Below are 25,912 nucleotides of genomic sequence, written 5' to 3'. Positions count from 1 at the left end.
TTAGGAAAGTTAGAAAAAGAGATATTATCTACTTCTAAAAGGTTGAGTAAACCAGAGTTTGTTAAGAAAGCTGATGCTCTCTTTGTAGAGGAAACAAAGAATAATTTAGCCGAGGCAGAAAAACAGGCAGAAATATTACGCGATCGCTTACTTCAGTTAAAGTCAAATTAGGTATATTTGGTTGGGTTTAGTTATAGCGCTGTGCGCAGGCAACAGGCAACAGGCAACAGCTCATCTGGGGGAATAAATTGCTTATCATATAAGACTTTTAGCTATTTGGCCCCTCCTGCAATTTGTAAATATACCAGCGCTCATTGCTATATTAGCTAGCCCAACCATTAATTTTGAAAATAAAGAATGCAAATTTCTTTGCTAGTCAGAGGTATTTATCATTCTTTTGTTAAACAAGTGGATTTTCTATAAACTCAATAAATTGTTTTCCTAAATCTGTTGTGATACTTTTTTGGGAGTTATATTTAACATCTGAGATAATTTTGTCAATATTTTTAGTATGTTTGACAGTTCTAAAATTGTTTTCATACTTACGACTATCAGGAGTAGTAGATATTGAAGCTTTATCTGCTCGGTTGGATAAGAAGTTAGGAAAGTTAGAAAAAGAGATATTATCTACTTCTAAAAGATTGAGTAAACCAGAGTTTGTTAAGAAAGCTGATGCTCTCTTTGTAGAGGAAACTAAGAATAATTTAGCCGAGGCAGAAAAACAGGCAGAAATATTACGCGATCGCCTACTTCAGTTAAAGTCAAATTAGGGTGATTTGGTTGGGTTTAGTTATGAGCTAGCCCAACTTTTAATTTTGAGAATAAAGAAAGCAAATTTCTTTGCTAGTCAGAGGTATTTATCATTCTGTTGTTAAACAATTGGATTTTCTATAAACTGAATAAATTGTTTTCCTAAATCTGTTGTTTTACTTTTTTGGGAGTTATATTTAACATCTGAGATAATTTTGTCAATATTTTTAGTATGTTTGACAGTTCTAAAATTGTTTTCATACTTACGACTATCAGGAGTAGTAGATATTGAAGCTTGATCTGCTCGGTTGGAGAAGAAGTTAGGAAAGTTAGAAAAAGAGATATTATCTACTTCTAAAAGGTTGAGTAAACCAGAGTTTGTTAAGAAAGCTGATGCTCTCTTTGTAGAGGAAACAAAGAATAATTTAGCCGAGGCAGAAAAACAGGCAGAAATATTACGCGATCGCTTACTTCAATTAAAGTCAAATTAGACATATTTGGTTGGGTTTAGTTATTAGCTAGCCCAACCTTTAATTTTGAGAATAAAGAAAGCAAATTTCTTTGCTAGTCAGAGGTATTTATCATTCTGTTGTTAAACAAGTGGATTTTCTATAAACTGAATAAATTGTTTTCCTAAATCTGTTGTTCTACTTTTTTGAAAGTTATATTTTACATTTGATATAATTGAGTCAATATCTTCGGTATGCTTGACAATTGTTAAGTCAATTTCTTTTCTTCGGTCAGCTAGAGATGAACCTATTTCTAGTATTGGTAATATTGGCGGCTCAAATTGAGCCATCCATGGACTTTTTTCATCTTTAAACGCTTTATGTACTTCTATCAACTCAATCAATTCTTTATCATTTAATTGCTTTAATATTTGATTATAAAAATCGCGATTTTTCTCTAAATCTGGCAAGTTAGCCAAAAATTCTTCGTAATTATAATTATCTATATAATGCAGCATTCTGAGCAATCTAATATGAGACACAGTAAATTCGTCAATCCATTTAATAAAGATTGCTTGAATATCATCTTTAAGAGAGTTAGGAATAGCCGAATTTAAAACCGCATTTCTCAACACCTCTAATTTTTCTTGCTGATGCTCACATTCAGCGATACGGATAGCTTTCAAGAAAGTTGTCTGAAATGTTGGATGATCAAAACTTACTGCTTCAATTTTTTCCTGCAAAGTGTATAAGCTTCGTACTAATTATTCTAAAAAATCATGCAATCTTTGACTAGAAGGTTCCTTAATATAATTCTCATAAAAAGTTACTGCAAGTGAACCTATTGCAGGAATAGCACTAACTAATGCTTTTCTAGCATTATAATTTTTATCCTTACTATTTCCTTGCTTTAATAACTCTAATTTTTCTTGTAGTTGAGAATTATTATTTGTATCGCTCATTAAAGATTTTCTCCTATAATAAATCATAGTTAAATATTATAGCGAGGTTTATCTAAACCCAGTCTGTGGTGAAAACCGTAGTTTTGTAAGTTAGGTTTTGCTCTCACTTAATCCAGCAAAATATTATTACAACGCGCTTATGAAAACATGATATTACCGAACCAGAAAGATAGTTATATCTTGCTCTTCCATTAACTGCTTTTACAGTTCTTTTTGAAGGAGAAAAATTTGGTCAAATACTATTGGATAATCACCGATTAAAACTAATTATTTTGAATTCACAAACAGAGGATATTGTCAGATGGATACCATAGAAAAATATCGTCAAATCATTAAACAAATATTGACAGAATATGCTGAAATACCAACTACTGAAAGTGGGATAGAAAATCAAACAATTTTTGATTCAGAAAATGATAGATATATGTTAATTTCTTTAGGTTGGTCTCAAGAAAAACGGATTCATTACTATATAATTCATCTTGATATTATCGCAGGTAAAATTTGGATTAAAGCCAATAATACTGACTGTTTAATAGCAGAAGAATTAGTTGCTGCTGGAATTCCAGCAAAATCAATTGTCTTGGGAATGCAACCTCCTGAAGTTAGACCTTACACAGCTTATGGAGTAGGAATAGAAGAGAGCGATCGCCCCATGCAGTTAAAATCAAATTAAGCATATAAAGTTAGCGTTAATATCTACAGGAAATTTAAGTTTTTTCCAACTTTTAAGCCTTCTTCCTGTCTTCCCTCTTCCTTCTTCCTTAAAATAATTGGATTTGATGAAGAGGAAAGGGATATTGAGACAAAATACTAAGCAGTCAGGTTGATCAAGTTGGAAGCAATTTATTACTTTATTTTCCAGAAAAAAAAAGTATTCTCCTAATACCCAACCTCTCAAGCAAAATTTACCGAATAATTAATAATTAATAATTAAATAATTCGCGCCTTGAAGCCGACCCTTTTAAGGAGAAAAAAGCTGTCGTTTTGCTGGCGCACAACGCACGTTAACGGCTGTCGCTGACATATTTGCGTAGCATTCCGTAGGAAAAAGTGGAGCTTCCCGAAGGGTGGGATGGATAGGTTTCTTAACCATATCCAATCGACCAAGAGAAGAAATAATATTTCCTTATATTCAATTCTGTAACGGTTAAAACCCGAGGTAATTATCAATTATCCATGATCAATTATCCATGATCAATTATCAATTAATGAACTCTCATTCCCTAAAAAAAACTCTGACAAGACTTATGCTAAATAGAGTCCAGCAGAGTATTTTTGAATGGCAACTTTATAACTAACGATGCCGTTGAGTATTCAAGTTATTATGATTCTGTTCTTTCTACAAAACATTAGCAGAAATCATTAATTATTACTTGTAGCACTTAAAACTTATAGGTCCACCATCTCTTAAAACAAAATCCTCTTTCTGATCGCGGGGTAAAGATACTTTTTTTACTTCTAATGGGTCTAAGTATATGGGAACGGAGACCAATTCTTCAGAAAAAACAACAACTGTTGATTCATTGAACCCATTTCGTAAAGAAGCAAGCTGGAATGGATATTTTTCTGTATATTCAACGGTGCAAACTTCACCAGGTTGCAAAGATGTTACTTCACCTGTGCAGCAATATGGGATGTCACTATCTGCTTGAGCTTGTTGAACTCCTAAAGTTATTACTAATGCTAGTGCGACAACGGAGCTAACGAATAATTTTGTTAACCAACTTACAGTTCTTTTCATGGTTATTCCTTGTTCTTTTTAGAATTTTCTGTACTTGAGGGATATTAATTTGTCCCTGTACACGAACTTTGTTCTAATAATTAGATTGACACGTTCCGTCAAAGTTATAGGTTAAGATTGATTTAATTTTTTTAATATTTAGCTAATAAAGACAGCAAAATAAATATTGTTAATGTCACACTTCATTCAGAATTAAACCCCATTCCGTAAAAAAACTCTGACAAGACCTATATAGATAGAGTCCCGCAGAGTATTTTTGAGTGGCAACTTTATAACTAACGATGCTGTTGAGTATTCAAATTATTATTCAGTTCTTTCTACTTGTGTTTTGTAGAAATCATTAACTATTACTTGTAGCAGTCAAAACGTACAGGTCCACCTTCTGCTAGAAAAAAGAACTCTTTCTCATCTTGAGGTAATGACACTTCTTCTACATAACCTGGATCTATTGACACGGATTCTGGAGCACTATGTTTGTAATAAACTTCAACGACTGCTTCTTCGTACTTGGACTCATTTGCTAAAAAAGCAACCTGAAATGGATATTTTTCTGTATATTCAACGGTGCAAACTTCACCAGGTAGCAAATCTGTTACTTCACCTGTGCAGCAATATGGGGCAACTGCGGCTTGAACTTGTTGAACTCCTAAAGTTATTACTAATGCTAGTGCGATAACGGAGCTAACGAATAACTTTGTTAACCAATTTACAGTTGTTTTCATTGTTGTTCCTTATTCTGTTTAGGATTTTCTGTACTTGAGGGATATTACTTTATCCCTGTACACAAACTTTGTTCTCATAATTAGATTGACACGTTCGGTCAAAGTAATAGTTTAAAATTTCTTTAAATTTTTTTTGATACTTATATCATGTCCGGATAATAGCGTGATAGAACTCCGTTCTGCTTACGCTACCAAAAAATTTTCTCTTTCTTCTTCTTTCTTCCCTTCTGACTCCTGAGGACTGACTCCTTCGTTGTTTATTTATAACTGTTCTACCGAACATGATATAAATCCGGTTTTTGCGTTGAATAAAAAGTCATGCGCAGGGGCGAACGACTCCTAATGTATAAATCATATCACAATTTTTTGGGAGATGCAAGGCAAAAAAAACTTGCGTCGCCGATTTTGGAGCTTCAGGAAATGATATATTTGAGGCTACAGCAATAATTTTCTCTATTTCTATTTCTGGAGTGAATGTTGTCGGTTTCTATTAAAGCTATTTCGTCTTTTTGTCAAAGTTGATAATTGAGTCTAAATGAAGATGATTATCGGCAGAAAATTCTGTTTTTGCGTTGAATAAAAAGTCATGTATAGTGGCGAACGACTCCCAATATATAAATCATATCACAATTTTTTGAGAGATGCAAGGCAAAAAAAACTTGCGCCGCCGATTTTGGAGCTTCAGGGAATGATATATTTGAGGCTACAGCAATAATTTTCTCTATTTCTGGGGTGAATTTTGTGAGGTTTCTATAGAGAGAGGATGAAAAATCAAGGTGAGACCATGAAAAATTCAGTAGTTATATCAAGCAATAGCAGTTTGATTAGATGATAGGAGCCATGTTTGTAGTTGATTAATTAGAGCTTGAGTGTGATGATAAGCTACCATATCTCCTCCATCGCAGAAACATTTTGCTGCAGCTTGCCAGTCTTGAATTGCTGCTTGATAAAGTCCCTGGTGGTTGTGTAATAGTCCTCGGTTTAAATAAGCTTGAGCTTCATGGGGATTAAGTTGTAGAGTTTTGCTAAAATCTTCCATTGCTCCTTCTATATTTCCCATTTTGCTACAGACACAACCTCGGTTTAAATAAGCTCTGGAATTATTAGCATCAATATTAATAGCATCAGAAAAATCTGCCATTGCCTTGTGCATTTTTTTTGACATTAAATATGCTAAACCTCGCTCGTTATAGATATCTGCTCGATCAAAATTATGGTCTTGCTTGGTATTTGCTAAAACTAGGTTATAGTCAACTACAGCTTTCTGATAATTTTTCAGTTCAAAATTAGCTAAACCTCGATTATATAAAGCACGAAAATCGTTATGATTTTGATTAAGGACTTTGGTATATTCTGCAATAGCTTGTTGGTAATTACTAATGTTGTAGTAGGCTAAACCTAGATTAAGATTTGCTTCTAGATTTTCTGGGTTGAGTTTAATAGCTTGGGTACAGTCAGCGATCGCTTGCTCGTACTTTTCCTGCTGAAGATAGACTAAACATCTATTACTATAAGCACTAGCAAAGTTAGAATTAAGTTCTATTGCTTTGGTGAAATTATTAACTGCTTGTTCATAGTTTTTATCTTGAGTATTAGCTATACCTTCGGTGAAAAATTTTTGATAAATTCCGCTCTCTGAGCTAGCATTTGCAGTTTTCATTGGTGGGGAGAATGAAAAAAAGATTGCTGCAAAAACTATGCCAATGCTTAATAGAAATCGATAAAAGTTGTTCATAATATCTGTGAAGATTGATAATAGTTATTGGCTATATTCAACAATTGATAATGAACAATGAATAATGGATAATTACCTCTCCTTGAAAGAAGAGGATTGAACTTAAGAAAAATATTTTCTTTTGATTTTCTTCATTTATGAAGAAGTCTTAGACCAAATTAAGCAATTATCAATTATCAATTATCCATTATCCATTGATAAGCTATGGCTTTTACATTAAATGCTAATCAGCCTCCAATAGTTTTTATTACAACTGATTATTCGAGTTCTATCTAGAATTTATTATATTTATTTCAATATTAATGTAAGCATTTAGCCGTCAGCTATTAGCTAGCCTCCTAGGTCGGAACTGCGGACTTCAGCTATTAATTTTAGGGAAGGTAAAAGCAACCTTTGAAATTGAAAAAGAATAAAAAGTTACTGCCAAAGTATCAGGACAGAACCTGAGAAGTAATTATTCATTACTAATTGCTGTTTGCGTAGCATTCCGTAGGAATAGCTGACTTCTGATAGCTGTTTCGCAGCATTCCGCAGGAAATGCTTACATATTAAATTGGGGTGAACATCTAGAGCAAACTCAGCAATTTCTTTCGCTCTAAATTTTCACCCCAACTAACTGTTAAAGAAAAATTTATTAGGACGAGAAAATTTTCAATGTGAAGTAGAAAATAAAATTATTCTCGCTAATATTTTAATGACTTAAATACACAGAAAGCGCTTGCACCTGTGTAGACTTTTGATACTTTTTGAAGAAAGTCAGGACTTACGCAGATTTAGGGCGAATACCATTCGCCCCTACAGATAAACAGAAGTAATTTTTGACTAAGCAATAACTACTTTGTGTTTACGGCGGTTGATAGTCACCGAACAAGTCAAGTCCGACTTATTTCAAGATGAAGCTAATTTTTTATCTAAATTATTTCCAGCCACCTTCAGCTTGCTCTAGAACATAAGCTGCAACATCTGCAATGGAATCTTCTCCAAGCCTTTTGAAATTTGGCATAGCATTCTTACCATTTGTTACCTGGTAGATAATTTTATCTGCACTGAACATACCATATTTTTCTAAATCTTCCTTACTTAGAGTCTTTTGTGGGTTAACGGTATTCTTACCTCCCAAATGGCAAGCGTTACAATTACCTTGGAATATCTGCTTTCCATGAACTGAGTCTGCGGCTAAAGCGGGGGGTTGTACAGCAACAACAAAAAAAGCTATGGCCAATACCACAATTGATAGTAATTTTTTCAATTTTGTTCTCCTCTCTCAATACATATACAGAAAATTATTAAATCTGCGTTGTTGATTGTAAATTGCACCTTTATATTAAGTCAAACGACAGCCTGTCAAACATAAAAATAAAATTAACCATTATTAAAAAGTTTTTCATACTACATTTTTAATTTGTACTGATGTTTTAGAGTGTTTTATAGTAGAGGGACTAAGGAAGAAAAAAGAGGGAAGAAGGAAAATTTTTAACGTTGTTTGAGTTTTAAACTTTTGAACTGTATTAATCAAAAAATAAGGTCTGAAGCCTCCTCTTTCAAGGGGATGAAAAAAAATAAAGTTTAATATTTCAAGCCTCTGACTTTCCTAGGTCATGCTGCACAAACAGGCAGAGAGAGGTACTGATAACTAATAACTGATAACTGAAATGACCTTTCCTTCGACTGCTATATTAATAATAATAAAAATAATTATTCTCCCCCTAAAATCTCTAAATCACAATAATTAATTTTGGAAGCTATTAACACTTGTGATAGATAAATTTTTAGAGGGAGAAATATTTAAGAGTTATAACTGATAACTCTAATTTTTGATTAGTATTATGAGAGCTAAACTATTTAGTAATTTGCACAAGAACAAGTATCCTTGTAATTACATTAATAAACTACAGTAAAGCAATTTTAAAGTAGTTTCTCACACTTAAGTTCTGCTATTATTCTACAACCATATGGCCAACCATTCCTGCTCCACGGTGAGGAACACAGAAGAATTCATAATCACCGACCTTAGCATCTGCTGGGATATTTACATCAAAGCTCTCTCCAGCTTTAGATGCCATTTCTTTGTGGGAAAGTGATTTGGACAGTTCTGAATCTGGTGATTTAGCTGGATTGAACATTACATTATGAGGTGGGAGCATACCATTTTTAAATGTAACTGTATCACCAGGCTTAACAGCTACTTTCTTAGGACTAAATTGTAGTCCACCAGCACCCATTGTTACTGTATGGTTTGCTGCTTCTGCTGGATGAGAAAATACTAGACTACTAATAACTAGCATTACTACGGAAGCTAGTAGTGCTACAGATTTGGAAAGTGAAGAAATAAAACGCATTTTTACTCCTGTTCTTTTAAAATTATTATGTATCCAGAGATAATTTTACAATAGATATCTCCAAAAAAACCTGAAATCCTGATTCTGTTTAGATAAAAATCTAATTTATGGAGATTTTTCGTTGTAAAACGACAGATTGTCATACTTAAATAATTTAGCAGAATAAAGGGAGAAATTTAAACTACGGTGTTGTCAAAATCTAAAAATAAAAAATAATGAGTACTTTACCAGATCACCGTCCACAACAAATGTCTTTAGGCCCTCTGGAAACAGAGATTTTGAATATTGTTTGGAAATTAGATTGTGTCACAGTCAAACAGGTACATGAATATATTCTGGCTGACCCTGACCGGGAACTAGCTTATACTTCAGTAACTACAGTGCTACGTCGCCTAACTCAAAAGGGTTGGTTAATTTGTGATGAAAGTGAGCGTGCTTTTGTATGGCGACCTTTAATTTCTCGTCGAGAAGCTGAAATGTTGAGAGCGCATCAACAATTAAATAAATTTCTGGAAGTGGGAAACCCAGATTTGGTGGCCTCTTTTGCCGATAGTCTAGATTCTGCTAGTATCGAGCAAATAGAAGCGATCGCCGAAAAGCTAAAAGCTATACGCAAAGTTAGGGAGGAAAAAGGATAATGCACCTGATCATCATTTTGGGAGCTGTTGGGTTATCTTATGGCCTCAGAAAAGCTGACTTTTTGACTCCCCGTAATTGGGGCCAACGTTGGGAGCGATCGCTGCTGTTATTTATTTCACCTCCCATCATATTAATTACGACGGCCATTGCAGTTATTTGTATGGGTCATCAAGGAGAGATGCTGGGACTATCTACTGGATGGTTTAGTTATTTATTGGCCTGGAGCTTTTGTGGATGGACAGCTATTTTAGGTTTGATTTTAGGTTATCAAGGTTGGCGGTCTGTACAAAAGGTGAATAATTATCCTCAGATAATGATTAAGGGTAAATCATTACGTTTACTGGATAATCCTATTTTATTTAGTGCCCAAATAGGCTTTTGGAATTCTCAGTTAGTAGTTAGTAAAGGACTTGTAGAAAGATTAAATTCCGAGCAACTTTATGCAGTTTTAAATCATGAACAAGCGCATTATTATTATCGAGATAATTTTTGGTTTTTTTGGTTCGGTTGGTTAGGAAAAATTGCGCCTTTTTTACCAAATACTGAAATGTTGTGGCATGAACTTTTGACTCTTCGAGAAGTGCGTGCCGATCAGTGGGCAAAAAAACAAGTTGATGGATTATTATTGGCGGAGACTTTGTTGTTAATGGTGAGCGATCGCTTAACTCAGACAGCTAATTTTTCTGCTGCATTTAGTTGTACAACTCCGCCTAACCGTCTGACGGAAAGAATTGATGCGTTATTAGGGGAACCAGATTTTTCTATACAGCAAAATAATTACTGGTTTTGTAGTTGGATATTGTTAAATTGTTTCCCTTTAATGACTATGTTATTTCATCAGTGAAAGAAGGAAGAAGGAAGGAAGAAGGAAGAAGGAAGAAGGAAGAAGGAAGAAGGAAGAAGGAAGAAGGAAGAAGGAAGAAGGAAGAAGGAAGAAGGAAGAAGGAAGAAGGAAGAAGGAAGGAGGAAGAAGGAAGGAAGAAGGAAGAAGGAAGGAAGAAGGAAGAAGGAAGAGGATAAGAATTTTTGTTTCTCGCGCTATTATCGGGACATGATATACAGCATATTTCATATTAGTGAGGTACACCAGTCGCGGGCAAAATGCCCGCAATACAAACACTTTACCATTTATATTTGTACCTCATCTATGTGCAATATGCTGTAAATTGTGATTTAATCGTTTTTAGCAAAAAAAATGCTCTAGAGTAATTAGATTCACATTAAATAAAGAAAAAAAAAATCTCAATCAAGACATGAAACGCCAGAATTTAGAGGGTAGTGAAAAACCCCCTAAATTTCTTGATAGATTTTCATTTTCTGCCTTTTTTAACCCAGAGATATATAGCACTACACAATTGGGTTAGGACAATACTAAATGCTGAAAGTAAGTCAGAGATAACTTTTGACTTTTTACTTTTGATATCTAAGCTGCTGACAAGAAATATTGCTGTCTTTTCTGATGCTGTAAATTATGCATATGTTCAAACAATTTCCAACAATATTCTTCAGAAAGTCCGCAAGTTATAGCACCTCTAAGTACAACATTCAAATACCAATCATTAGGAGCTAATTCTTGGGGCAATTTATCTATAACAGTATAGGTACAAACCTCGCTATATAATTTCCCCTGACTATATACCTGAACTATTTCTGGTCGATAACCACCGCAGTGAATTTGTTTAATAAAATCGAATTTTACAGTTTCTCTTTCATCTAGGTTAGAGCGTAACCTTAAAGGTAAATGATAAAGCACTCCTTCTACATTAGAATTCGGGTCTTTGACTACATCTAATGCTCCACAATTACGCTTTTCTAAATAACGATAAAATCCAATTCTATATCCTTTAAGTGTAGCCGGACCTATGACGTAAGAATGAGTATTTTCTCCCATGGTTCTTTTTAAGTCTACAGGACACATACAAGATCCATAGGCAAAGTAATAAAACTTTTTCTCTGTAGAAGTCTGCTTGTTCATCTTAGTTATTGATTTGAAACTATGAGTTAGTATATGTCTAGAATGACAAATTTGATTGGAGCATATACATTAAATTGTGCAGAATGTTTGATACTTTTTTCTGTTAGATTTTGCACAATATAGCGTTTTTATCTGGGATATGGAGTGTGGGGAGATGGGGATATGGAGTGTGGGGAGATGGGGGGATGGGGAGTGTGGTACATTGTACTGCGTAAGTCCTATAATTATTCAAAAGGTTCAGCTTGTATTAATTAGTAAATATACAAATAATTTTGTTGACTTGAACCTATCCCAGTAATAAAGTTTTTGCTAAAAACTCTAAATATTTTGAGAGCTAAAAACAAAAGATTAAGCTTTTTAGATACACTTTATATGAAATACGTTAATGTTTCCTACCAAAGATTGATGAAGAGATAGGGAGATGGTGAAACTCGTATATTTGCACAATTTTTCGTATTTCATATTACTTAAACAAATAATCCTGTTAAAAATAGTTGGATAGGTTCCTAGCTGAGGATTTTTTATAGCAGTTGAAGCAAAGATTCGCACATATTAAAAGCTGAAAACTCAGACAAGGCAATATTCTACTTCTGCCTTATATTTTGAGGGTTAAAAATAGAAAATTCAGCTTTTCAGATACATTTTCCTTAAACAAATAATCCTGTTAAAAATAGTTGGATAGGTTCCTAGCTGAGGATTTTTTATAGCAGTCGAAGCAAAGATTAGCACATATCAAAAGCTGAAAACTCAGACAAAGCAATCTTCTACCTTCTGCCTTATATTTTGAGGGTTAAAAATAGAAAATTCAGCTTTTCAGATACATTTTCCTTAAACAAATAATCCTGTTAAAAATAGTTGGATAGGTTCCTAGCTGAGGATTTTTTATAGCAGTCGAAGCAAAGATTAGCACATATCAAAAGCTGAAAACTCAGACAAAGCAATCTTCTACCTTCTGCCTTATATTTTGAGGGTTAAAAATAGAAAATTCAGCTTTTCAGATACATTTTCCTTAAACAAATAATCCTGTTAAACATAGTTGGATAGGTTCCTAGCTGAGGATTTTTTATAGCAGTCGAAGCAAAGATTAAAACATATCAAAAGCTGAAAACTCAGACAAAGCAATCTTCTACCTTCTGCCTTATATTTTGAGGGTTAAAAATAGAAAATTCAGCTTTTCAGATACATTTTCCTTAAACAAATAATCCTGTTAAAAATAGTTGGATAGGTTCCTAGCTGAGGATTTTTTATAGCAGTCGAAGCAAAGGTTAAAACATATCAAAAGCTGAAAACTCAGACAAAGCAAGATTTTTTCCTTCTTGCTTCTGCCTTCTGCCTTCTGCCTTCTGCCTTCTGCCTTCTTTAATCCCATAACCGACGACCAGAGGAACCCTTAAGTTTTTGATGGGTATCTTTCAACAAACTCGGTATATCTAAATTTTCTGGACACCTGGGTAAACATTCGCCACATTCAGTACATCGACTTCCTTTATTACCTGGAAACCAATGACCTGCATTTTCAAACATCCCATATCGATACTTACCGAATTCTGTCATATCGTAGGCTACACTCAAATTTCTTAATCTCAAGACTTCTGGAATCTGAATATTTTCTGGACATGGCAAACAAGCATAACATTGGCTACATTTTTCTGTGCCTAACTTTGTTAAAGCCTGATTTTCCAAACGCTGAAATATCTCAACTTCTTGAGGAGTGAGAGGTTCTGTGCGATCGCTGATACTCAGAGGCCATTCTAATTCTTGTGGCCTAGCAGCACCCACACTGAGGGTTGTTATTCTCGGGTCACTTAATAAAAATCGATAATTTAATTCTAATGGGGAAAAAGGTTGACATAATTTCTCAAGGGTAGAAGATGGTGTATATAATTGCCCACCTTTATCTGCTGGAGAAATAATAAAAATCCCCATATCTTTTTGTTTGGCTAACTCTATTGCAGGAGCATTATGTTGGAAAAAGTAATAGTAATGTAAATTAATAAATTGAAAAAAGTCAGTACTAATAGTCGCTAAAATTACATCTAAAGGGCCATGAGTAGAAAAACCAATGTGTCTAACTCGCCCATCATCGATCATTTTATGTAGTGCTTTAATTCCATGAAGGGTAATTTCTAAATGTTCCCAAGTATTAATGCCATGAATAGCCAAAAAGTCTAAATAGTCTGTATTCAGGTTTTCTAGAGATTCATTTATATAGCGCTCTATCAAACCGACATCTCTTGTGGGTGTAATTTTTGTTGTGATATAAAGTTGGGTACGCTGTAGCTCAGAAACTAAGGCTGCACCCAAATATTTTTCACTTTTACCATAACCTCTAGCTGTTTCTATATGGTTAATTCCCATATTCACAGCTTGCTTGATCGTTTCTACAGCATTTTCCTGAGATACCAAGTATCGCATAGTTCCCAAAGAAAAAACTGAGAGGTTTAAGTTCGTTTTGCCAAACCTGCGGTAGTGCACCTATATATTTTAGTTTTTAGTTTTTAGTTTTACTATTTAGCGATCGCTTCTTCCTACATATCCTATATAACAGGCAACAGCTCATCTGGCAACAGGCAACAGTAGTAAAAGCTTTTGTCTGTATCAGGTTCATCATCAACATAAGTCCTAACTAACTCGTTCCTATATATACCAGTTCCCCTCTAAGTTTTAGTGAATCAAACAGTATAGAATCTGACATAGGTAATACATGAGTCCTAACCACTATTTATCAGTTGGCCAAGGTTATTTCAATTAGCCTCCTATGGTCGGAACTGCGGACTTCAGTACCTCTAGCTCAAGCATTAGGATTGAAAATATGAAATCTTCTTTTTCCTATCCTCTTAAAAGAGGAGACTTCAGACCCAAATTTTTCGGTTCAAATAAACTTTCAAAAGTTTTCAGCTAAATAAATCTTCTTTAACTTTTGTATTTTTAATTTTCTTTAAATGGTATTAAGATAATTCACCAGTGCTAGAACCACCACGTTTGATTAAATCTTCAGGGCGAAGTTTTGATATAAAGTCCTTAAAGGCTTGCCTTTCTGCCTCATCTGCATCTCGGTCTACTGGAATTGAGGCATCTGCTACGACTTCTTCCATAACCCAGATGGGACTATTGGTACGGAGAGCAATAGCGATCGCATCACTGGGCCTTGCATCAATCTCTTTTTTAGTTTCTCCTTGCTTGATAATTAGCACTGCATAGAACGTGTTATCTTGCAATGAGTGAATTACTACTTTTTCCAACACCCCACTTAGTGATTCTAAAATACTGACCGTGAGGTCATGAGTCAATGGACGTGGTGGCTGATGGTTTTCCAGAGCGCTGATAATTGCCTTGGCCTGGTCTTGACCTATATAGATGGGCAAAGCACGTCGCTCCGTACCATCTCTTAACAATACAATTGGATTGCGTGTTGATGCATCCAATGCTATTCCAGCAACTTTCATTTCAATCATTGGCTCGGCCTCATTTTATAATAATTTTTGTCAAGCTATATAGAATGTAAGTAAGTATAGATAAGGATCAAGTAATTTTTAGTATGACTTGATATTTACCTATATGAGTCATTTTTACATTTATTTATTATCTTCTCTCTTTGAGAGTATGGTGTCTACCTTAACTAATCGCTCACTATGATATAACAACCGTGTAATTTCAAGATTATCATTGCTGCTCACGGAATATTAATAGAGTTTGCGTTCATAAAATTTAACTAATATTTAATTAATTAATCAGAGGAAAAACAGTGTTTACAGGATTGATTCAAGCTTTAGGAAAAATTAAGCTTTTAGAAGAAAGCCAAATTTTAGTTTCTCTGGGATCATCTAGTGGCAGTAAAATCATCTTGGAAGATTTGGCCATTGGTGATAGTGTAGCTGTAGATGGTGTTTGTCTAACAGTAATAGACATTTTAGCTCAAGGATTTGTAGCGATCGTATCACCTGAGACTTTACAACGTAGTACATTAGGCCAAAGATCGGATAGGTATGTGAATCTTGAGACTTCATTGCGAGCAGGTAGTAAACTAGGAGGCCATTTTGTTACTGGTCATATTGACGGGGTTGGATGCTTGCAAACTTCTGTGGAAACAATTAATGCCTGGGAGATGAGATTTACAGCTTCACAAACAAAGGACGACAGGTGGCAACGTCAGATAGCTCCCTATATTGTGTCTAAAGGAAGTATTGCAGTTAATGGTATTAGTTTAACTGTGGCTGATTGTGATGTGGATGGCAACTGGTTTGAAGTAGCAGTTATTCCCCACAGTTTCAATGAAACAAACTTGTGTCATTTAAAAACAAGTAGTTTAGTGAATATAGAGGTAGATATTCTTGGTAAATATGTGGCTAAGTTTCTATGTCATAACTCTAATAACCATTCAGTTTTGGCAGGAAATTCTCATGTTAATAGTTTCAAAGATATTACACCAGAATTTTTGAGTGAAAACGGTTTTATTTAAAGTGAGGAAACATTTTTCCTGCTGGTAAAGTTAAGGATAAAAACTTTGTTTAACTGAAGAAAAATTATAAATAATCAAGGATAATTAGGGTTTGCTGAAAAAGTCTTTTTGCTCTTTGTAGGAGACAGGAGACAACCCACCCCTAACCCCTCCCAGGAGGGGAGGGGAATACAGGAGACAGGATGAACAGGGAATGTAGAGGAGGTAAGAGTAAGAATTGTCCCTTAATTTTTCTGCCCAACTCTTGCACAAAATGCTAGTTTTTTTGAGCTTTTTTGACCGAAAAGCTGGCACTTTTTTTAAACCTAAAACAGCTAAAACCTTTATCTATAAATACTTTTATATTTAATCAGCAAGCCCTAATTAGTGAGAGTTGAGGTCAAATAATGAAGATTTTTCTAGAGACAGAAAGATTAGTTTTACGAGAGTTTACCGAAGCTGATACAGAATTATTATTTGAGTTAGATAGTGACCCAGAAGTAACTCGATATACAAAATTAGGCGATCGCTCAGGAACACCTACAAGCTACGATGAGATTAAAAATGGATTTTTGCCTAAAGTTTTCAGGTATTACCAACAATATCAGAGTTATGGTTTTTGGGCAGCTATTGAAAAGTTAAGTAATAAATTTGTTGGTTGGTTTCATTTTCGACCTGGTTTAGATAGTTATATGGGAGCAGCATTGTATCAAGAGAATGATATTGAACTTGGTTATCGGTTACAAAGAAAAGTTTGGGGAAAAGGATATGCAACTGAAGGTTCAAAAGCCTTAATTCGGAAAGGTTTTTTAGAGTGGGAAATACAGCAAGTAGCAGCAAGTGCATTGTTAGAAAATAAAGCATCTATTCGAGTGATGGAAAAAGTGGGATTAAAATTTGAACGAAATTTTGTTTATTCAAAATCTCAACAACAAGGTGTTAAATATAGTTTTAGTCAAGATGATTTTTACTTGCTGGAAAAATGAAGAGGAAAAAAGGAATAAGGTTGATTAATGTTTTTAATTCCCAATTGACTTGTCATCAAAAAAATTAAATCATTATGTAATAAACTATGGCAACAATAAATAATCTAGTAAATTAATGAAAGTGTAAATCCACTCAAATAATTGAGGATAAGTATAGCATTTTTTATGGCGAAGAAGTAAAAGATTATACTTTTTTTATCCTGTTGTATATCCTCTAAAATTAAAAAAATTGTACTTCATCCTAGCAAGAAAAATTATATGAGTAATACTAATTCTACAAATCTACCCCTATGGGTGCAAGATAGAGAAAAAGTAATTTCTAGTGATATAGGTGTGGAATGGCGAGGCGGAAAACGACCAGATTATTCTCACAATGATCGAGTTTTTCAACAAGAGAGTAAATACGATCATCCAGAAGGTTCTTTAGAAGCGATCACTCATAACCTAGTCAGAACTTTTGAGATGGAAGCATCTAATAAAATTAATCCTGAACAGTGGTTATCTGTTGTTGCCGATAAATTTCGCATGAGTAGTAATGGAGGAAAAGAATATACTGCTCAGGAAGCAGGAAAACACGGGACATATAATCTTTTTATTAGTAAAAATAAACATTATGACCCTGACAAAGAAACCTTTGAATCATCCTTTGAAACTTTTCTTACAGCTTTTCCCAATGGGTTTCTCTGGGAAGTAATAGAAGTGCTTTCTGGACCGCCAAATGTTACTTTTAAATGGCGACATTGGGGGACTTTTAAAGGTAATTTTAAAGAATATCAACCTACTGGTGAAACAATCGAAATTATTGGCATTAGTATTGCGAGAGTAACTGAAGATTTAAAAATTTTGTCTGTAGAACATTATTTTGATAATAGTAAATTTATCAAAGATTTAACGGCTGGTGGTTGCCCATTTCATAGTCAAAAATAAGCGAATTATTTCAAAAGACTAGGCTATAATTCAAGATAGAAGATATAGTAGTGGTCTTTCAAAATTTAATTATTAGGGAGTGGGAGCATCTTGCTCCCATCTTGTTAGAGATACCCACGCTTATTTGAATCAGGACTTACGCATGAGGTACGAAAACCTAGGGTTTGAGATTGCTTACCTGTGGGTCGCTTCAGACGAAAATACGTCGCAGGTGCGTAAGTCCTATGAATAATTAACGGAAGCTCTGCATCAGCAAAGATAGTAGCTTAACAATTCCATATAATATAATTAATAACTAATTAAATCTAATTTGCTGCGGAATAATTAGAATTTTTCTCTTAGTTTCAAAATAACTCCTATTTTAGTAGCATTAAGCAACATCTCAAATCTATTCAGGACTTACGCACCGAGGCACGAAAAAGTAGCGTTTGATATTGCTTCCTTGTGGGTCGTCGCAATAACGAAAATAGGTTCTACTGCGTAAGTCCTATATATTTCTGAGAAATGCAGAATTGAACCGTTCTACTAAACTTACCCAAACTTACCCAAGCCGGAATTGCATGAGCTTTGGAGCTAGCTTCCTGTCTCACAGAAGACCACTGACCGCAGTCTGTAACTTATCTTCGAGAGCAGGCTTCAAATCGGTGGGAACTCCACCTACTGACTTACATAGTTTTCTAGGTTAACAACAGCATTAAAGTCTCTGTCTGCTGAGAAACCCCGAAAAAAGTATAACTAACATGCACCTGATTTATGAAATACCACCCAAATTGTTTTCCATATTAACTTGAGATCGTATGCAATAGACCATTTTTCCTGATAGTCAATATCCATACACACTATTTCCTCAAAGTCTTTCACACTAGAACGACCATTAACCTGCCATTCTCCAGTCATACCAGGTTTGATATCCAGTCTGCGCCAGTGATGAGCTTCATAATATTTGACTTCATCAACAGTGGGAGGGCGAGTTCCAACTAAACTCATATCTCCTTTGAGAACATTCCAGAATTGAGGTAGCTCATCTAAGCTAGTCCGACGCAGAAAGCGACCTATACGAGTTATTCTAGGATCTTTCTCATTTTTAAAGATGTTACCTTTTGCTTCATTTTTGACTAAGTGCTTCAGTTTTTCTGCATCAACAACCATTGAACGAAACTTCCTGATCCAAAAAGTTTTACCCTTAAAACCACAGCGAACCTGACTGAAAAATAGCGGGCCGGGACTATCAAATTGCATAACTATAAATACAGGAATTGCAAATGCTCCTGCGATCGCTAACCCAACTAAGGCTCCTAAAATATCAATCAGGCGCTTGCTTAGACTATTAACAGAGGGATGAGCTACTTGTTTATACAAGTTAGCTGAGTATTTATGTTCTAGAACTACTAGAGAATTCATATTTGAGGAGACTGATAAGTTAGATGTATTCATAACATTAGCACTCTGATATTGTGTTTTAATTTATGGATAACTTTTATACATATATCTTAGAATATCTAGATTCAAGGTGGTAGGGTTAAATCCCCCACTTTACTGAATCTTTACAAATATCAGCCGTTTTTTAAAGTTTATGTGTTTTTTTGCTAATCCATCATCAAATCTTCCGGAAATAGAAAAAATATCATGTAAAATTAATAACTTTTGCTTTTATGTTTTCTGGTGTTTGTAGAGCGAATAAAACATTATGTAACTCAAATCACAAAAAATAGTATAATTTAACACAATCGTTTGTAATGAGAAATCCTTAGATGTTTTTTTAAACAATAAATAAGATTTTAGATAAATATTTGCTGCTCCATATTCCGTTACCTGTGCTATGTAGCAGTACCTTCTTTAGGAGCTTGACAATGAATTTGAGTGAAAAGGAAGCAGGGAGTAGAGAGTAGAGAATAGGAAATAGAGGAATAAGGAAATATTTGAGGAAAAATCATCTGAAGGAGTGTTTTTTGTATTATTTCTCCCCACATCTTCCCTCTTCCCTTTTCCCTCTTCCCTCTTCCCTCTTACGTTCTGTCTCCTGTCTCCTGACTCCTAGCTAAAAAAACGCTCATATTTATGAAGATACGATCAGGGGTTCTATAGAACCCCTGAGTGGTATTTTTGGACGCGGTATGTGCTTTTGGCTTCCCTCCTCAGTCTGAGTGAGCCAGTGGAAATTCAGGAACGAGAATGGGGAAAAAGCGGATGAGACCCCACGTCGCCCAATAGCAAACCTGGTAGCGCACCAAGGAGGTAGAAAAATACTCCCATCCCCATCTCCCCATCTCCCCATCTCCTTTTTAAATAGATACCAAATGGGTTCTATATAGCAGTGCGCGTTGGTATCACTATTCAGCAACGCCAAAATTTCCAATTCAGCACATCAATAAAATCAGGAAAAAATAAATACTTGAAAATCCTACTACTAGGAGTTTGAGTCACTTTAATATTTGGTACAGATGCGAATTGGGGAGCTAATTTAGCGACAGTTTCAATGGGAATAGCAAATGCTAAATGACTCATTTGTTGACGCAAACTAATATTAGGCTGCTCGCCATCACTATATACATAAGGATCGCCCCATAAAGGATAAGCGTGCATCCCATTAATACCAATTACTTGTCCGTAAATATTCAGTAGAGGACCGCCACTCATTCCCTTTTTAATCAAATTAGTGTAGCCAATTTGATAACCTTTTTCTAATGGTTTATCGGACAATATTGATATTTTTCCCCTGGTAAATAAAAACTCTGTATCTTGAGGTTTTTCTAAAATAGGAAACCCAGCAGCAAAAATTTTATCCCCTTGAACAAGAGCATGAGAATTTCCTAGAGATGCAACAGTGTAGATATTATCAGTGCTGCGAAATTGTAATATAGCTAAATCATTTCCTTGAAAACTTTCATTTTCTATTTGATTTGCTTCATAGAAATTACCATCTGGAGTTTGAATCAGATAAGATTGATCTCGAGTATCTAAAACGTGCTGATTAGTAACAATTGTATAGATTTGTTCTTGCCGTTTTAAAATAATTCCTGAACCCCAACCATTTTCAGAAATAACTTTAACTGTGATTGATTTAGCTAAATCTTTAAGCTCTTCAATAGTACAAAAATCATTACAGTCAGTACAATTTTGAACTTGTATTTGAGTTTCAGAACTTTTGAAGTCATCAAAATTTTTAGGAAGTGCTTGTATTGGCAAACAAAATAACCCATTACCAATACAAACCGTTAAGATCAGCGATCGCCAATTCAAAGGATATTATACCAAGCGTGATAAATGTTTGCTACAAATAGCTAGGCGATTTCTTAGGAGTCAGGAGTGCAGAAAAATCATTCTTACAATTGTTACTCCTACCTCCTCGCTCCCGAGCCATTTCTCCCCTCCCCTCCTGGGAGGGGTTAGGGGTGGGTTGGGAGGGGGAAGGGCGAGGGGTGGGTTGTCTCCTGTCTCCTACCCCTACTAAAAGACTTTTTCAGCAAACCCTAATTATTAATTATTAATTATTAATTATTAATTGTTGAATAAACCTTCTATATAGTCATTAAAGTTTAAATAGAAACGGGAAGCACTTTCATATAGTGGACCTGTAGCAGCACCAACTCGAATATCAAATAACTTTTGAACTGTTTCACTAGCACTTTGCTGAGGTTTGAGAGTAAATAGTACCCCTTGGCAAGGACCTCCCTTTCTGCTAGAAACACAGATTACGGGTTGACGATTAACAATACCAGTCGTAATGTAATCTAGTCTGCCATCGTCATAGAAAAATTGAAATTTATCTGATACTTGACGACAACGGGTAAGGGGACTATATCCAGCAGATAAGAAATAATTAGAAACCCAACGAATCACTGGATAAGTACCTTGTGGTGTTTTGACAAAAGTAGTTGGGATACCATTTGTACCCCGGTCACAATAAAACTTATTAGGTCGAATTATGGGTGGAACTTCTTTGACTACTGGCTTTGTTTTTTCAGAACAGTTTTCTTTTTCTATACATACATTCTGTTCCTTTCTTTGACATAATTCTTCTTTGATTTCACAAAGCAATCTAGGTTTTGGTCTAGCATTAGCAGGATTATTGATAGTTAAATTAATCCCGAAACATAAGGCAAATGCTAAGATAATTTTTGTGGAAATCTTGATTTTCATAACTACTAAATCTTCAGAGATTTCTATTTCAGGTTCTGCCAGACAAATAATTGATAATTATTTATTACTGAGAGTCTTGACAACCTTCATCCAATTTATCAAGATTTTTACTATGATTCCGGAAAAGTATTTAGAGCATTTTTGGAGTTGATGAGCTACTAAAGTTGTATGGCTTTAGGGAATAGGGAATAGAAATTAGTATTTAACTGTACCTCAATGAATTATGCAAATGCGTCGTACTTTTCTAAATTAGGACAATTATATAGTTTTAAACAGTGTTGGTTTCTTTTCAACATGGATAATGGATAAGCTTCATTAATGGATAATTGATAATGGATAATTGATAATTACAAGAAGGTTTTAACCGCTACGAAATTGAATATAAGGAAATATTATTTCTTCTCTTGGTCGATTGGATATGGTGAGGAAACCCATTCATCCCATCCTAGGTCATGCTCGGCAAACGACCGCTGTCTTGGTTGATTGGATATGGCGAGGGGACCTCGCCATCCCTCAACCGCTTTTTTCCTCTTAAAAGGGGAGGCTTTAAACCATAATTATTTAATTATTAATTATTAATTATTAATTATTAATTATTCGGTGAGTAGGTACGCACAAAAAAACTTAACTATATTAATTTTTGTAAACTAACTCCAAACTCTGACCTAAATTTGATTTGAGGTGAATTTACATTTTGTAACTATTTAACAAATTTTAACGCCGATCTACTTAAAATTATCTAACTATTAATAAAACATTGATGGAGAAGATAACTTATACTATTTGCTATTAATTTATAACTTTGCTGAGTATATCCTCCGCTTAGTACCATTACCCAAGGAATATTGGCTTCTGTAAGATTTTTAAACACAAATTTATCTCGTTCTAAAACACCGTTTTCGGATATTTTTAAACCTCCTAAAGGGTCTGATTCATAAATGTCTGTTCCAGCATTATAGAACGCTATTTTAACTTCACTTGCTTGGTTTAAAAATGATGGTAATTTTTCCTTTAATAAACTTAGATATTGCTCATCTTGAGTTCCTAAATGTAAGGGAATATCATAGTTAATGCTTTCTCTAGCCCAAATATCTTGAGGATATATGTCTTGATTATACATATCAAAAATTAAAACATCTGGGTCATTATGGAAAATTCTTTCTAATCCATTTCCCTGATGAGCATCTAAATCAATAACAATTACTTTTTCTCCTTTTTTTATCTTATTTGATTTTTGTAATAAAGCAATAGAAATGGCAATGTCGGAATAAATACAGAAGCCTTCGCCTCTTTCCTTACTGGCGTGGTGATAACCTCCTGAAAGGTTAATAGCAATACCATTTTTGAGGGCTTCTTCACCAGCTATTATTGTACCTTTCGTCGCCCAAAGCATGGGAGTTAATACAAATTGATTTTGTATCCAATTAGGTACAATAGCTAAGGGAGGAAGTTCTAAGGCTTGAGCAACATATTGAGAAGATTTAAGAAGGTTTAAATAGTAATCATTATGAACAGTTAATAATTCACTTTGACTAGCTGGTTTTTGAGGCTGAGTGGTTATGTTTTTGAGAAGTTGAGAACCAAATTCTGTAATTAATTTCTCCCATGTACGGCTATATTTACGACTATCAAAAGGATGCAGTTTTTCAATGCCAAAGAAACGGATGTCATATTTGGGACTATATATAATTTTGGGTTGAATATTCATCACAAGATAAAATAGTATTGGCTTTTTTTATTTTGATCAGAATTATCAATCATTGTTATCCTTTTTTTTCCAGTCAATGCCTAGTCGTTTTAAGTAATCCCAACCTCTTTGAGGCCAGACATGGTCGCGACCAGTTTTCTGAGCAATCCAACGAGCTACTTTTGGACCAGACCATGCTCCACCATCAGGAGCAGGCCCTTGTAAAGCCTCTGAAAGTTCCTGCTGTTGAGCTGGTGTCAACAAAGATTTAGCAGGTGGTGGTTGACGGTCCTTACTGCGATTTTTCACAGATTCTGGACCTTCTCTATTGTAGCGCCCAACAATTTCCTTCGCATAATCGTAGTTAAGTCCCACAACTTCAGATGCTTTTTTAATAGACCATTGTTGAGCAATTAGAAGCAGGAGATGCCACCGACGAGATTCGATGGTATCTGGAGCTTGTCGGTAGCGAATTTTCAATTCCTCTACCGTAAGATGTGGTTTCAAATTAGCTTTTGCTGGCATACCTCCTATGAGGAAATTATGGAAGTTTTTAATCTTCTCTACCTTTATGTGCCAATCTCCGGATAAAATCTACCTTGGGATATATAGTACTACCCGCAACTTAGAACTCAAAAGTCAGAAGTCAGAAGTAATCTCTGAGGCTAGTTTGAGCATTTAGGAATGTTCTAAGCTTTGCTTCGACTGCTATATAAGACGAAAAATTAGGAATTTTTGATGGTTAATTATTTTTAGTTAATTCGATATAACCGTATAATCTAATAGCTGAACTTTAGGAATGATGGTATAGGCATGGCATCCATTAGCGAGCTGCATCAACAACTAATAAGTAAAGAACGCTCTGCTGTAGAAATTACCCAAGAGGCCCTAAAACGCATCAGCCAGTTGGAGCCGAAGTTGAAAAGCTTTATCTGTGTCACGGCAGAAAAGGCCATAGAACAGGCCCGTCAGGTGGATGCCCAAATTGCTGCAGGAGAGAAAATTGGACAACTAGCAGGGATTCCGATCGCTGTGAAGGACAATATGTGTACCCGAGGTATCCCTACTACTTGTGGTTCTAAGATTCTAGAAGATTTTGTTCCTCCCTATGAATCAACTGTGACTCAAAAACTTTTAGATTCTGGTGCAGTTATTCTGGGTAAGACAAATCTAGATGAATTTGCCATGGGTAGTTCGACGGAAAATTCTGCTTATCAAGTTACGGCTAACCCATGGGATGTGGAACGAGTGCCTGGTGGTTCTTCTGGGGGATCGGCCGCAGCAGTGGCATCTGAAGAGTCTGTGGTGGCATTGGGTTCAGATACTGGTGGTTCTATTCGTCAACCAGCATCTTTTTGTGGTGTAGTGGGTATGAAACCTACTTATGGCCTGGTTTCTCGCTATGGGTTGGTGGCTTTTGCTTCTTCTTTAGACCAAATAGGGCCTTTTGCTAGGACTGTTGAGGATGCTGCGATTTTGTTGCAGGCGATCGCTGGTTATGACCCTAAAGATTCTACGAGTCTTAATGTGTCTATCCCAAATTATACGAGGAACCTGAGACCGAATTTAAGACCAAAGGGGCAAATCAGAATTGGTCTAATTCAAGAAACTTTTGGTGAGGGTTTAGACCCAGTTGTTAATCAAGCTTTTACTAAGGCAGTGGAACAGTTACAGGAGTTGGGAGCGGAAATTCAGGTTGTTTCTTGTCCCCGGTTCCGCTACGGTTTGCCTACTTATTATATTATTGCTCCATCGGAAGCTTCAGCCAATTTAGCTCGTTACGATGGGGTGAAATATGGTTTTCGCGCTCCTAAGTCGGAAAATCTTTTGGAGATGTATGCTCAGACTCGTGCTGAGGGTTTTGGTACGGAAGTTAAGCGCCGAATTATGATTGGTACTTATGCTTTGTCGGCTGGATATTATGATGCTTATTATCTTAAGGCTCAAAAAGTCCGGACTTTGATTAAGGAAGATTTTGATAAGGCTTTTGCTCAGGTGGATATTTTGGCTTGTCCCACTGCTCCGACTACTGCTTTTAAGGCGGGTGAAAAGACTGATGATCCACTGAGTATGTATTTGTCTGATTTAATGACTATCCCAGTTAATTTGGCTGGTTTACCTGCTTTGAGTTTACCTTGTGGTTTTGATGAAAAAGGTTTACCTATTGGTATGCAATTAATTGGTAATGTTTTGAAGGAGGCTTTATTATTTGAAGTTGCTCATGTTTATGAACAATCAAATGATTGGTATAAACGCCAACCTCAAATGGGGAAAGCTAGTTTTTAAGAGAAGATTTTCTGGGAAGTAGAGTAGAACTTCTACACTTCCCACACTCCTCACCTTCCAGACACTGAGAGTTAACCAGGTAGCCGTAATTAAGTGGACATGATTAGGACTTACGCAAAGAAACCCAGTTTTT

At 35.2% G+C, this 25,912-nt stretch carries 26 protein-coding genes; 11 read left to right on the top strand and 15 right to left on the bottom strand.

Going from position 1 to position 25,912, the window contains the following annotated elements:
- From F6K15_RS38110 to F6K15_RS04665, 3 genes are all read left to right on the top strand, one after another.
- Window positions 1-171, top strand: a 171-nt coding sequence (locus tag F6K15_RS38110) for a hypothetical protein (RefSeq protein ID WP_363267345.1), incomplete at its 5' end; no start/stop codon positions are given.
- Window positions 172-494: 323 nt separating this feature from the next.
- Window positions 495-770 carry a hypothetical protein gene (locus tag F6K15_RS04670; protein ID WP_293057687.1) on the top strand — a complete coding sequence of 92 codons (276 nt, stop codon included), beginning with the start codon at window positions 495-497 and terminating at the stop codon, window positions 768-770.
- A gap of 288 nt (window positions 771-1,058) precedes the next feature.
- Window positions 1,059-1,241, top strand: a complete 183-nt coding sequence (locus F6K15_RS04665; protein ID WP_293057684.1) for a hypothetical protein — start codon at window positions 1,059-1,061, stop codon at window positions 1,239-1,241.
- 101 nt (window positions 1,242-1,342) lie between these two features.
- Here F6K15_RS04665 and F6K15_RS04660 read toward each other — a convergent pair whose 3' ends face one another.
- Window positions 1,343-1,942: a hypothetical protein gene (locus tag F6K15_RS04660; RefSeq protein ID WP_293057681.1), complete on the bottom strand. Its 600-nt coding sequence runs from the start codon at window positions 1,940-1,942 to the stop codon at window positions 1,343-1,345.
- A 21-nt stretch (window positions 1,943-1,963) separates the two neighbouring features.
- Window positions 1,964-2,161 carry a hypothetical protein gene (locus F6K15_RS04655; protein WP_293057678.1) on the bottom strand — a complete coding sequence of 66 codons (198 nt, stop codon included), beginning with the start codon at window positions 2,159-2,161 and terminating at the stop codon, window positions 1,964-1,966.
- A 301-nt stretch (window positions 2,162-2,462) separates the two neighbouring features.
- Here F6K15_RS04655 and F6K15_RS04650 point away from each other — a divergent pair, with 301 nt between their 5' ends.
- The gene (locus tag F6K15_RS04650) at window positions 2,463-2,837 is read left to right on the top strand and encodes a XisI protein (RefSeq protein ID WP_293057675.1); all 375 of its coding nucleotides are present in this window, start codon (window positions 2,463-2,465) and stop codon (window positions 2,835-2,837) included.
- 696 nt (window positions 2,838-3,533) lie between these two features.
- On the opposite strand, the gene F6K15_RS04645 is transcribed toward F6K15_RS04650, so the two are convergent.
- The 5 genes from F6K15_RS04645 to petE all read right to left on the bottom strand — a co-directional run bounded on the left by F6K15_RS04645 (window position 3,534) and on the right by petE (window position 8,701).
- Window positions 3,534-3,905: a hypothetical protein gene (locus tag F6K15_RS04645; protein ID WP_293057672.1), complete on the bottom strand. Its 372-nt coding sequence runs from the start codon at window positions 3,903-3,905 to the stop codon at window positions 3,534-3,536.
- 347 nt (window positions 3,906-4,252) lie between these two features.
- Window positions 4,253-4,627, bottom strand: coding sequence for a hypothetical protein (locus F6K15_RS04640; RefSeq protein ID WP_293057669.1), 375 nt, complete (start codon window positions 4,625-4,627; stop codon window positions 4,253-4,255).
- An 805-nt stretch (window positions 4,628-5,432) separates the two neighbouring features.
- Entirely contained in the window at window positions 5,433-6,362 is a 930-nt protein-coding gene (locus F6K15_RS04635) for a tetratricopeptide repeat protein (protein ID WP_293057666.1), read from the bottom strand.
- 916 nt (window positions 6,363-7,278) lie between these two features.
- A complete protein-coding gene (petJ, locus tag F6K15_RS04630) occupies window positions 7,279-7,611 on the bottom strand; it encodes a cytochrome c6 PetJ (protein WP_293057663.1) in 333 nt (110 codons plus the stop codon).
- A gap of 688 nt (window positions 7,612-8,299) precedes the next feature.
- Entirely contained in the window at window positions 8,300-8,701 is a 402-nt protein-coding gene (gene petE / locus F6K15_RS04625; RefSeq protein ID WP_293057660.1) for a plastocyanin, read from the bottom strand.
- Between the two features lie 215 nt (window positions 8,702-8,916).
- Between petE and F6K15_RS04620 the strand changes: the two genes are divergently transcribed.
- Genes F6K15_RS04620 through F6K15_RS04610 form a run of 3 tightly spaced genes read left to right on the top strand, consistent with a single transcriptional unit; the run spans window position 8,917 to window position 10,360 of the window.
- Window positions 8,917-9,339 carry a BlaI/MecI/CopY family transcriptional regulator gene (locus F6K15_RS04620; RefSeq protein ID WP_293057657.1) on the top strand — a complete coding sequence of 141 codons (423 nt, stop codon included), beginning with the start codon at window positions 8,917-8,919 and terminating at the stop codon, window positions 9,337-9,339.
- A complete protein-coding gene (locus F6K15_RS04615) occupies window positions 9,339-10,184 on the top strand; it encodes a M56 family metallopeptidase (RefSeq protein ID WP_293057654.1) in 846 nt (281 codons plus the stop codon). Before F6K15_RS04620 ends, F6K15_RS04615 begins: the two co-directional genes overlap by 1 nt.
- Window positions 10,181-10,360, top strand: coding sequence for a hypothetical protein (locus tag F6K15_RS04610; protein ID WP_293057651.1), 180 nt, complete (start codon window positions 10,181-10,183; stop codon window positions 10,358-10,360). The genes F6K15_RS04615 and F6K15_RS04610 overlap by 4 nt, the downstream gene beginning before the upstream one ends.
- A 403-nt stretch (window positions 10,361-10,763) precedes the next feature.
- On the opposite strand, the gene F6K15_RS04605 is transcribed toward F6K15_RS04610, so the two are convergent.
- From F6K15_RS04605 to F6K15_RS04595, 3 genes are all read right to left on the bottom strand, one after another.
- Window positions 10,764-11,315: a gamma-glutamylcyclotransferase gene (locus F6K15_RS04605; RefSeq protein WP_293057648.1), complete on the bottom strand. Its 552-nt coding sequence runs from the start codon at window positions 11,313-11,315 to the stop codon at window positions 10,764-10,766.
- Between the two features lie 1,359 nt (window positions 11,316-12,674).
- Window positions 12,675-13,790, bottom strand: a complete 1,116-nt coding sequence (locus F6K15_RS04600) for an aldo/keto reductase (RefSeq protein WP_293057645.1) — start codon at window positions 13,788-13,790, stop codon at window positions 12,675-12,677.
- Window positions 13,791-14,263: 473 nt separating this feature from the next.
- Window positions 14,264-14,770 (bottom strand): bifunctional nuclease family protein, encoded by a 507-nt coding sequence (locus F6K15_RS04595; RefSeq protein ID WP_293057643.1) that lies wholly within the window; start codon window positions 14,768-14,770, stop codon window positions 14,264-14,266.
- 290 nt (window positions 14,771-15,060) lie between these two features.
- Between F6K15_RS04595 and ribE the strand changes: the two genes are divergently transcribed.
- From ribE to F6K15_RS04580, 3 genes are all read left to right on the top strand, one after another.
- On the top strand, window positions 15,061-15,774 hold the full coding sequence (ribE, locus tag F6K15_RS04590; RefSeq protein ID WP_293057640.1) for a riboflavin synthase: 714 nt from the start codon (window positions 15,061-15,063) through the stop codon (window positions 15,772-15,774).
- Between the two features lie 386 nt (window positions 15,775-16,160).
- The gene (locus tag F6K15_RS04585) at window positions 16,161-16,739 is read left to right on the top strand and encodes a GNAT family N-acetyltransferase (RefSeq protein ID WP_293057637.1); all 579 of its coding nucleotides are present in this window, start codon (window positions 16,161-16,163) and stop codon (window positions 16,737-16,739) included.
- Between the two features lie 258 nt (window positions 16,740-16,997).
- Window positions 16,998-17,666 carry an ester cyclase gene (locus F6K15_RS04580; RefSeq protein ID WP_293057634.1) on the top strand — a complete coding sequence of 223 codons (669 nt, stop codon included), beginning with the start codon at window positions 16,998-17,000 and terminating at the stop codon, window positions 17,664-17,666.
- Window positions 17,667-18,401: 735 nt separating this feature from the next.
- Here F6K15_RS04580 and F6K15_RS04575 read toward each other — a convergent pair.
- The 5 genes from F6K15_RS04575 to F6K15_RS04555 all read right to left on the bottom strand — a co-directional run bounded on the left by F6K15_RS04575 (window position 18,402) and on the right by F6K15_RS04555 (window position 24,018).
- The gene (locus F6K15_RS04575; protein ID WP_293057631.1) at window positions 18,402-19,100 is read right to left on the bottom strand and encodes a sugar transferase; all 699 of its coding nucleotides are present in this window, start codon (window positions 19,098-19,100) and stop codon (window positions 18,402-18,404) included.
- Between the two features lie 900 nt (window positions 19,101-20,000).
- Window positions 20,001-20,906 (bottom strand): serine protease, encoded by a 906-nt coding sequence (locus F6K15_RS04570; protein ID WP_293057628.1) that lies wholly within the window; start codon window positions 20,904-20,906, stop codon window positions 20,001-20,003.
- A 258-nt stretch (window positions 20,907-21,164) separates the two neighbouring features.
- Window positions 21,165-21,806: a COP23 domain-containing protein gene (locus F6K15_RS04565; RefSeq protein ID WP_293057625.1), complete on the bottom strand. Its 642-nt coding sequence runs from the start codon at window positions 21,804-21,806 to the stop codon at window positions 21,165-21,167.
- A gap of 739 nt (window positions 21,807-22,545) precedes the next feature.
- A complete protein-coding gene (locus tag F6K15_RS04560; RefSeq protein WP_293057622.1) occupies window positions 22,546-23,514 on the bottom strand; it encodes a histone deacetylase in 969 nt (322 codons plus the stop codon).
- 45 nt (window positions 23,515-23,559) lie between these two features.
- A complete protein-coding gene (locus tag F6K15_RS04555) occupies window positions 23,560-24,018 on the bottom strand; it encodes a helix-turn-helix domain-containing protein (RefSeq protein ID WP_293057619.1) in 459 nt (152 codons plus the stop codon).
- A gap of 288 nt (window positions 24,019-24,306) precedes the next feature.
- Between F6K15_RS04555 and gatA the strand changes: the two genes are divergently transcribed.
- Window positions 24,307-25,779 carry an Asp-tRNA(Asn)/Glu-tRNA(Gln) amidotransferase subunit GatA gene (gene gatA, locus F6K15_RS04550; protein WP_293057616.1) on the top strand — a complete coding sequence of 491 codons (1,473 nt, stop codon included), beginning with the start codon at window positions 24,307-24,309 and terminating at the stop codon, window positions 25,777-25,779.
- The last annotated feature ends 133 nt before the right edge of the window (window positions 25,780-25,912 follow it).

The organism is Okeania sp. SIO2B3, assembly GCF_010672525.1.
Taxonomy (GTDB): domain Bacteria; phylum Cyanobacteriota; class Cyanobacteriia; order Cyanobacteriales; family Microcoleaceae; genus Okeania.
This window is presented reverse-complemented; position numbering and strand designations above follow the sequence as displayed.

Bases quoted from the DNA above. Each gene is read 5' to 3' on its own strand.
- F6K15_RS04655 (WP_293057678.1), bottom strand. From the start codon at position 2,161: ATGAGCGATACAAATAATAATTCTCAACTACAAGAAAAATTAGAGTTA.
- F6K15_RS04650 (WP_293057675.1), top strand. From the start codon at position 2,463: ATGGATACCATAGAAAAATATCGTCAAATCATTAAACAAATATTGACA.
- F6K15_RS04645 (WP_293057672.1), bottom strand. From the start codon at position 3,905: ATGAAAAGAACTGTAAGTTGGTTAACAAAATTATTCGTTAGCTCCGTT.
- F6K15_RS04640 (WP_293057669.1), bottom strand. From the start codon at position 4,627: ATGAAAACAACTGTAAATTGGTTAACAAAGTTATTCGTTAGCTCCGTT.
- F6K15_RS04635 (WP_293057666.1), bottom strand. From the start codon at position 6,362: ATGAACAACTTTTATCGATTTCTATTAAGCATTGGCATAGTTTTTGCA.
- petE (WP_293057660.1), bottom strand. From the start codon at position 8,701: ATGCGTTTTATTTCTTCACTTTCCAAATCTGTAGCACTACTAGCTTCC.
- F6K15_RS04620 (WP_293057657.1), top strand. From the start codon at position 8,917: ATGAGTACTTTACCAGATCACCGTCCACAACAAATGTCTTTAGGCCCT.
- F6K15_RS04615 (WP_293057654.1), top strand. From the start codon at position 9,339: ATGCACCTGATCATCATTTTGGGAGCTGTTGGGTTATCTTATGGCCTC.
- F6K15_RS04605 (WP_293057648.1), bottom strand. From the start codon at position 11,315: ATGAACAAGCAGACTTCTACAGAGAAAAAGTTTTATTACTTTGCCTAT.
- F6K15_RS04595 (WP_293057643.1), bottom strand. From the start codon at position 14,770: ATGATTGAAATGAAAGTTGCTGGAATAGCATTGGATGCATCAACACGC.
- F6K15_RS04585 (WP_293057637.1), top strand. From the start codon at position 16,161: ATGAAGATTTTTCTAGAGACAGAAAGATTAGTTTTACGAGAGTTTACC.
- F6K15_RS04580 (WP_293057634.1), top strand. From the start codon at position 16,998: ATGAGTAATACTAATTCTACAAATCTACCCCTATGGGTGCAAGATAGA.
- F6K15_RS04575 (WP_293057631.1), bottom strand. From the start codon at position 19,100: ATGAATACATCTAACTTATCAGTCTCCTCAAATATGAATTCTCTAGTA.
- F6K15_RS04565 (WP_293057625.1), bottom strand. From the start codon at position 21,806: ATGAAAATCAAGATTTCCACAAAAATTATCTTAGCATTTGCCTTATGT.
- F6K15_RS04560 (WP_293057622.1), bottom strand. From the start codon at position 23,514: ATGAATATTCAACCCAAAATTATATATAGTCCCAAATATGACATCCGT.
- F6K15_RS04555 (WP_293057619.1), bottom strand. From the start codon at position 24,018: ATGCCAGCAAAAGCTAATTTGAAACCACATCTTACGGTAGAGGAATTG.
- gatA (WP_293057616.1), top strand. From the start codon at position 24,307: ATGGCATCCATTAGCGAGCTGCATCAACAACTAATAAGTAAAGAACGC.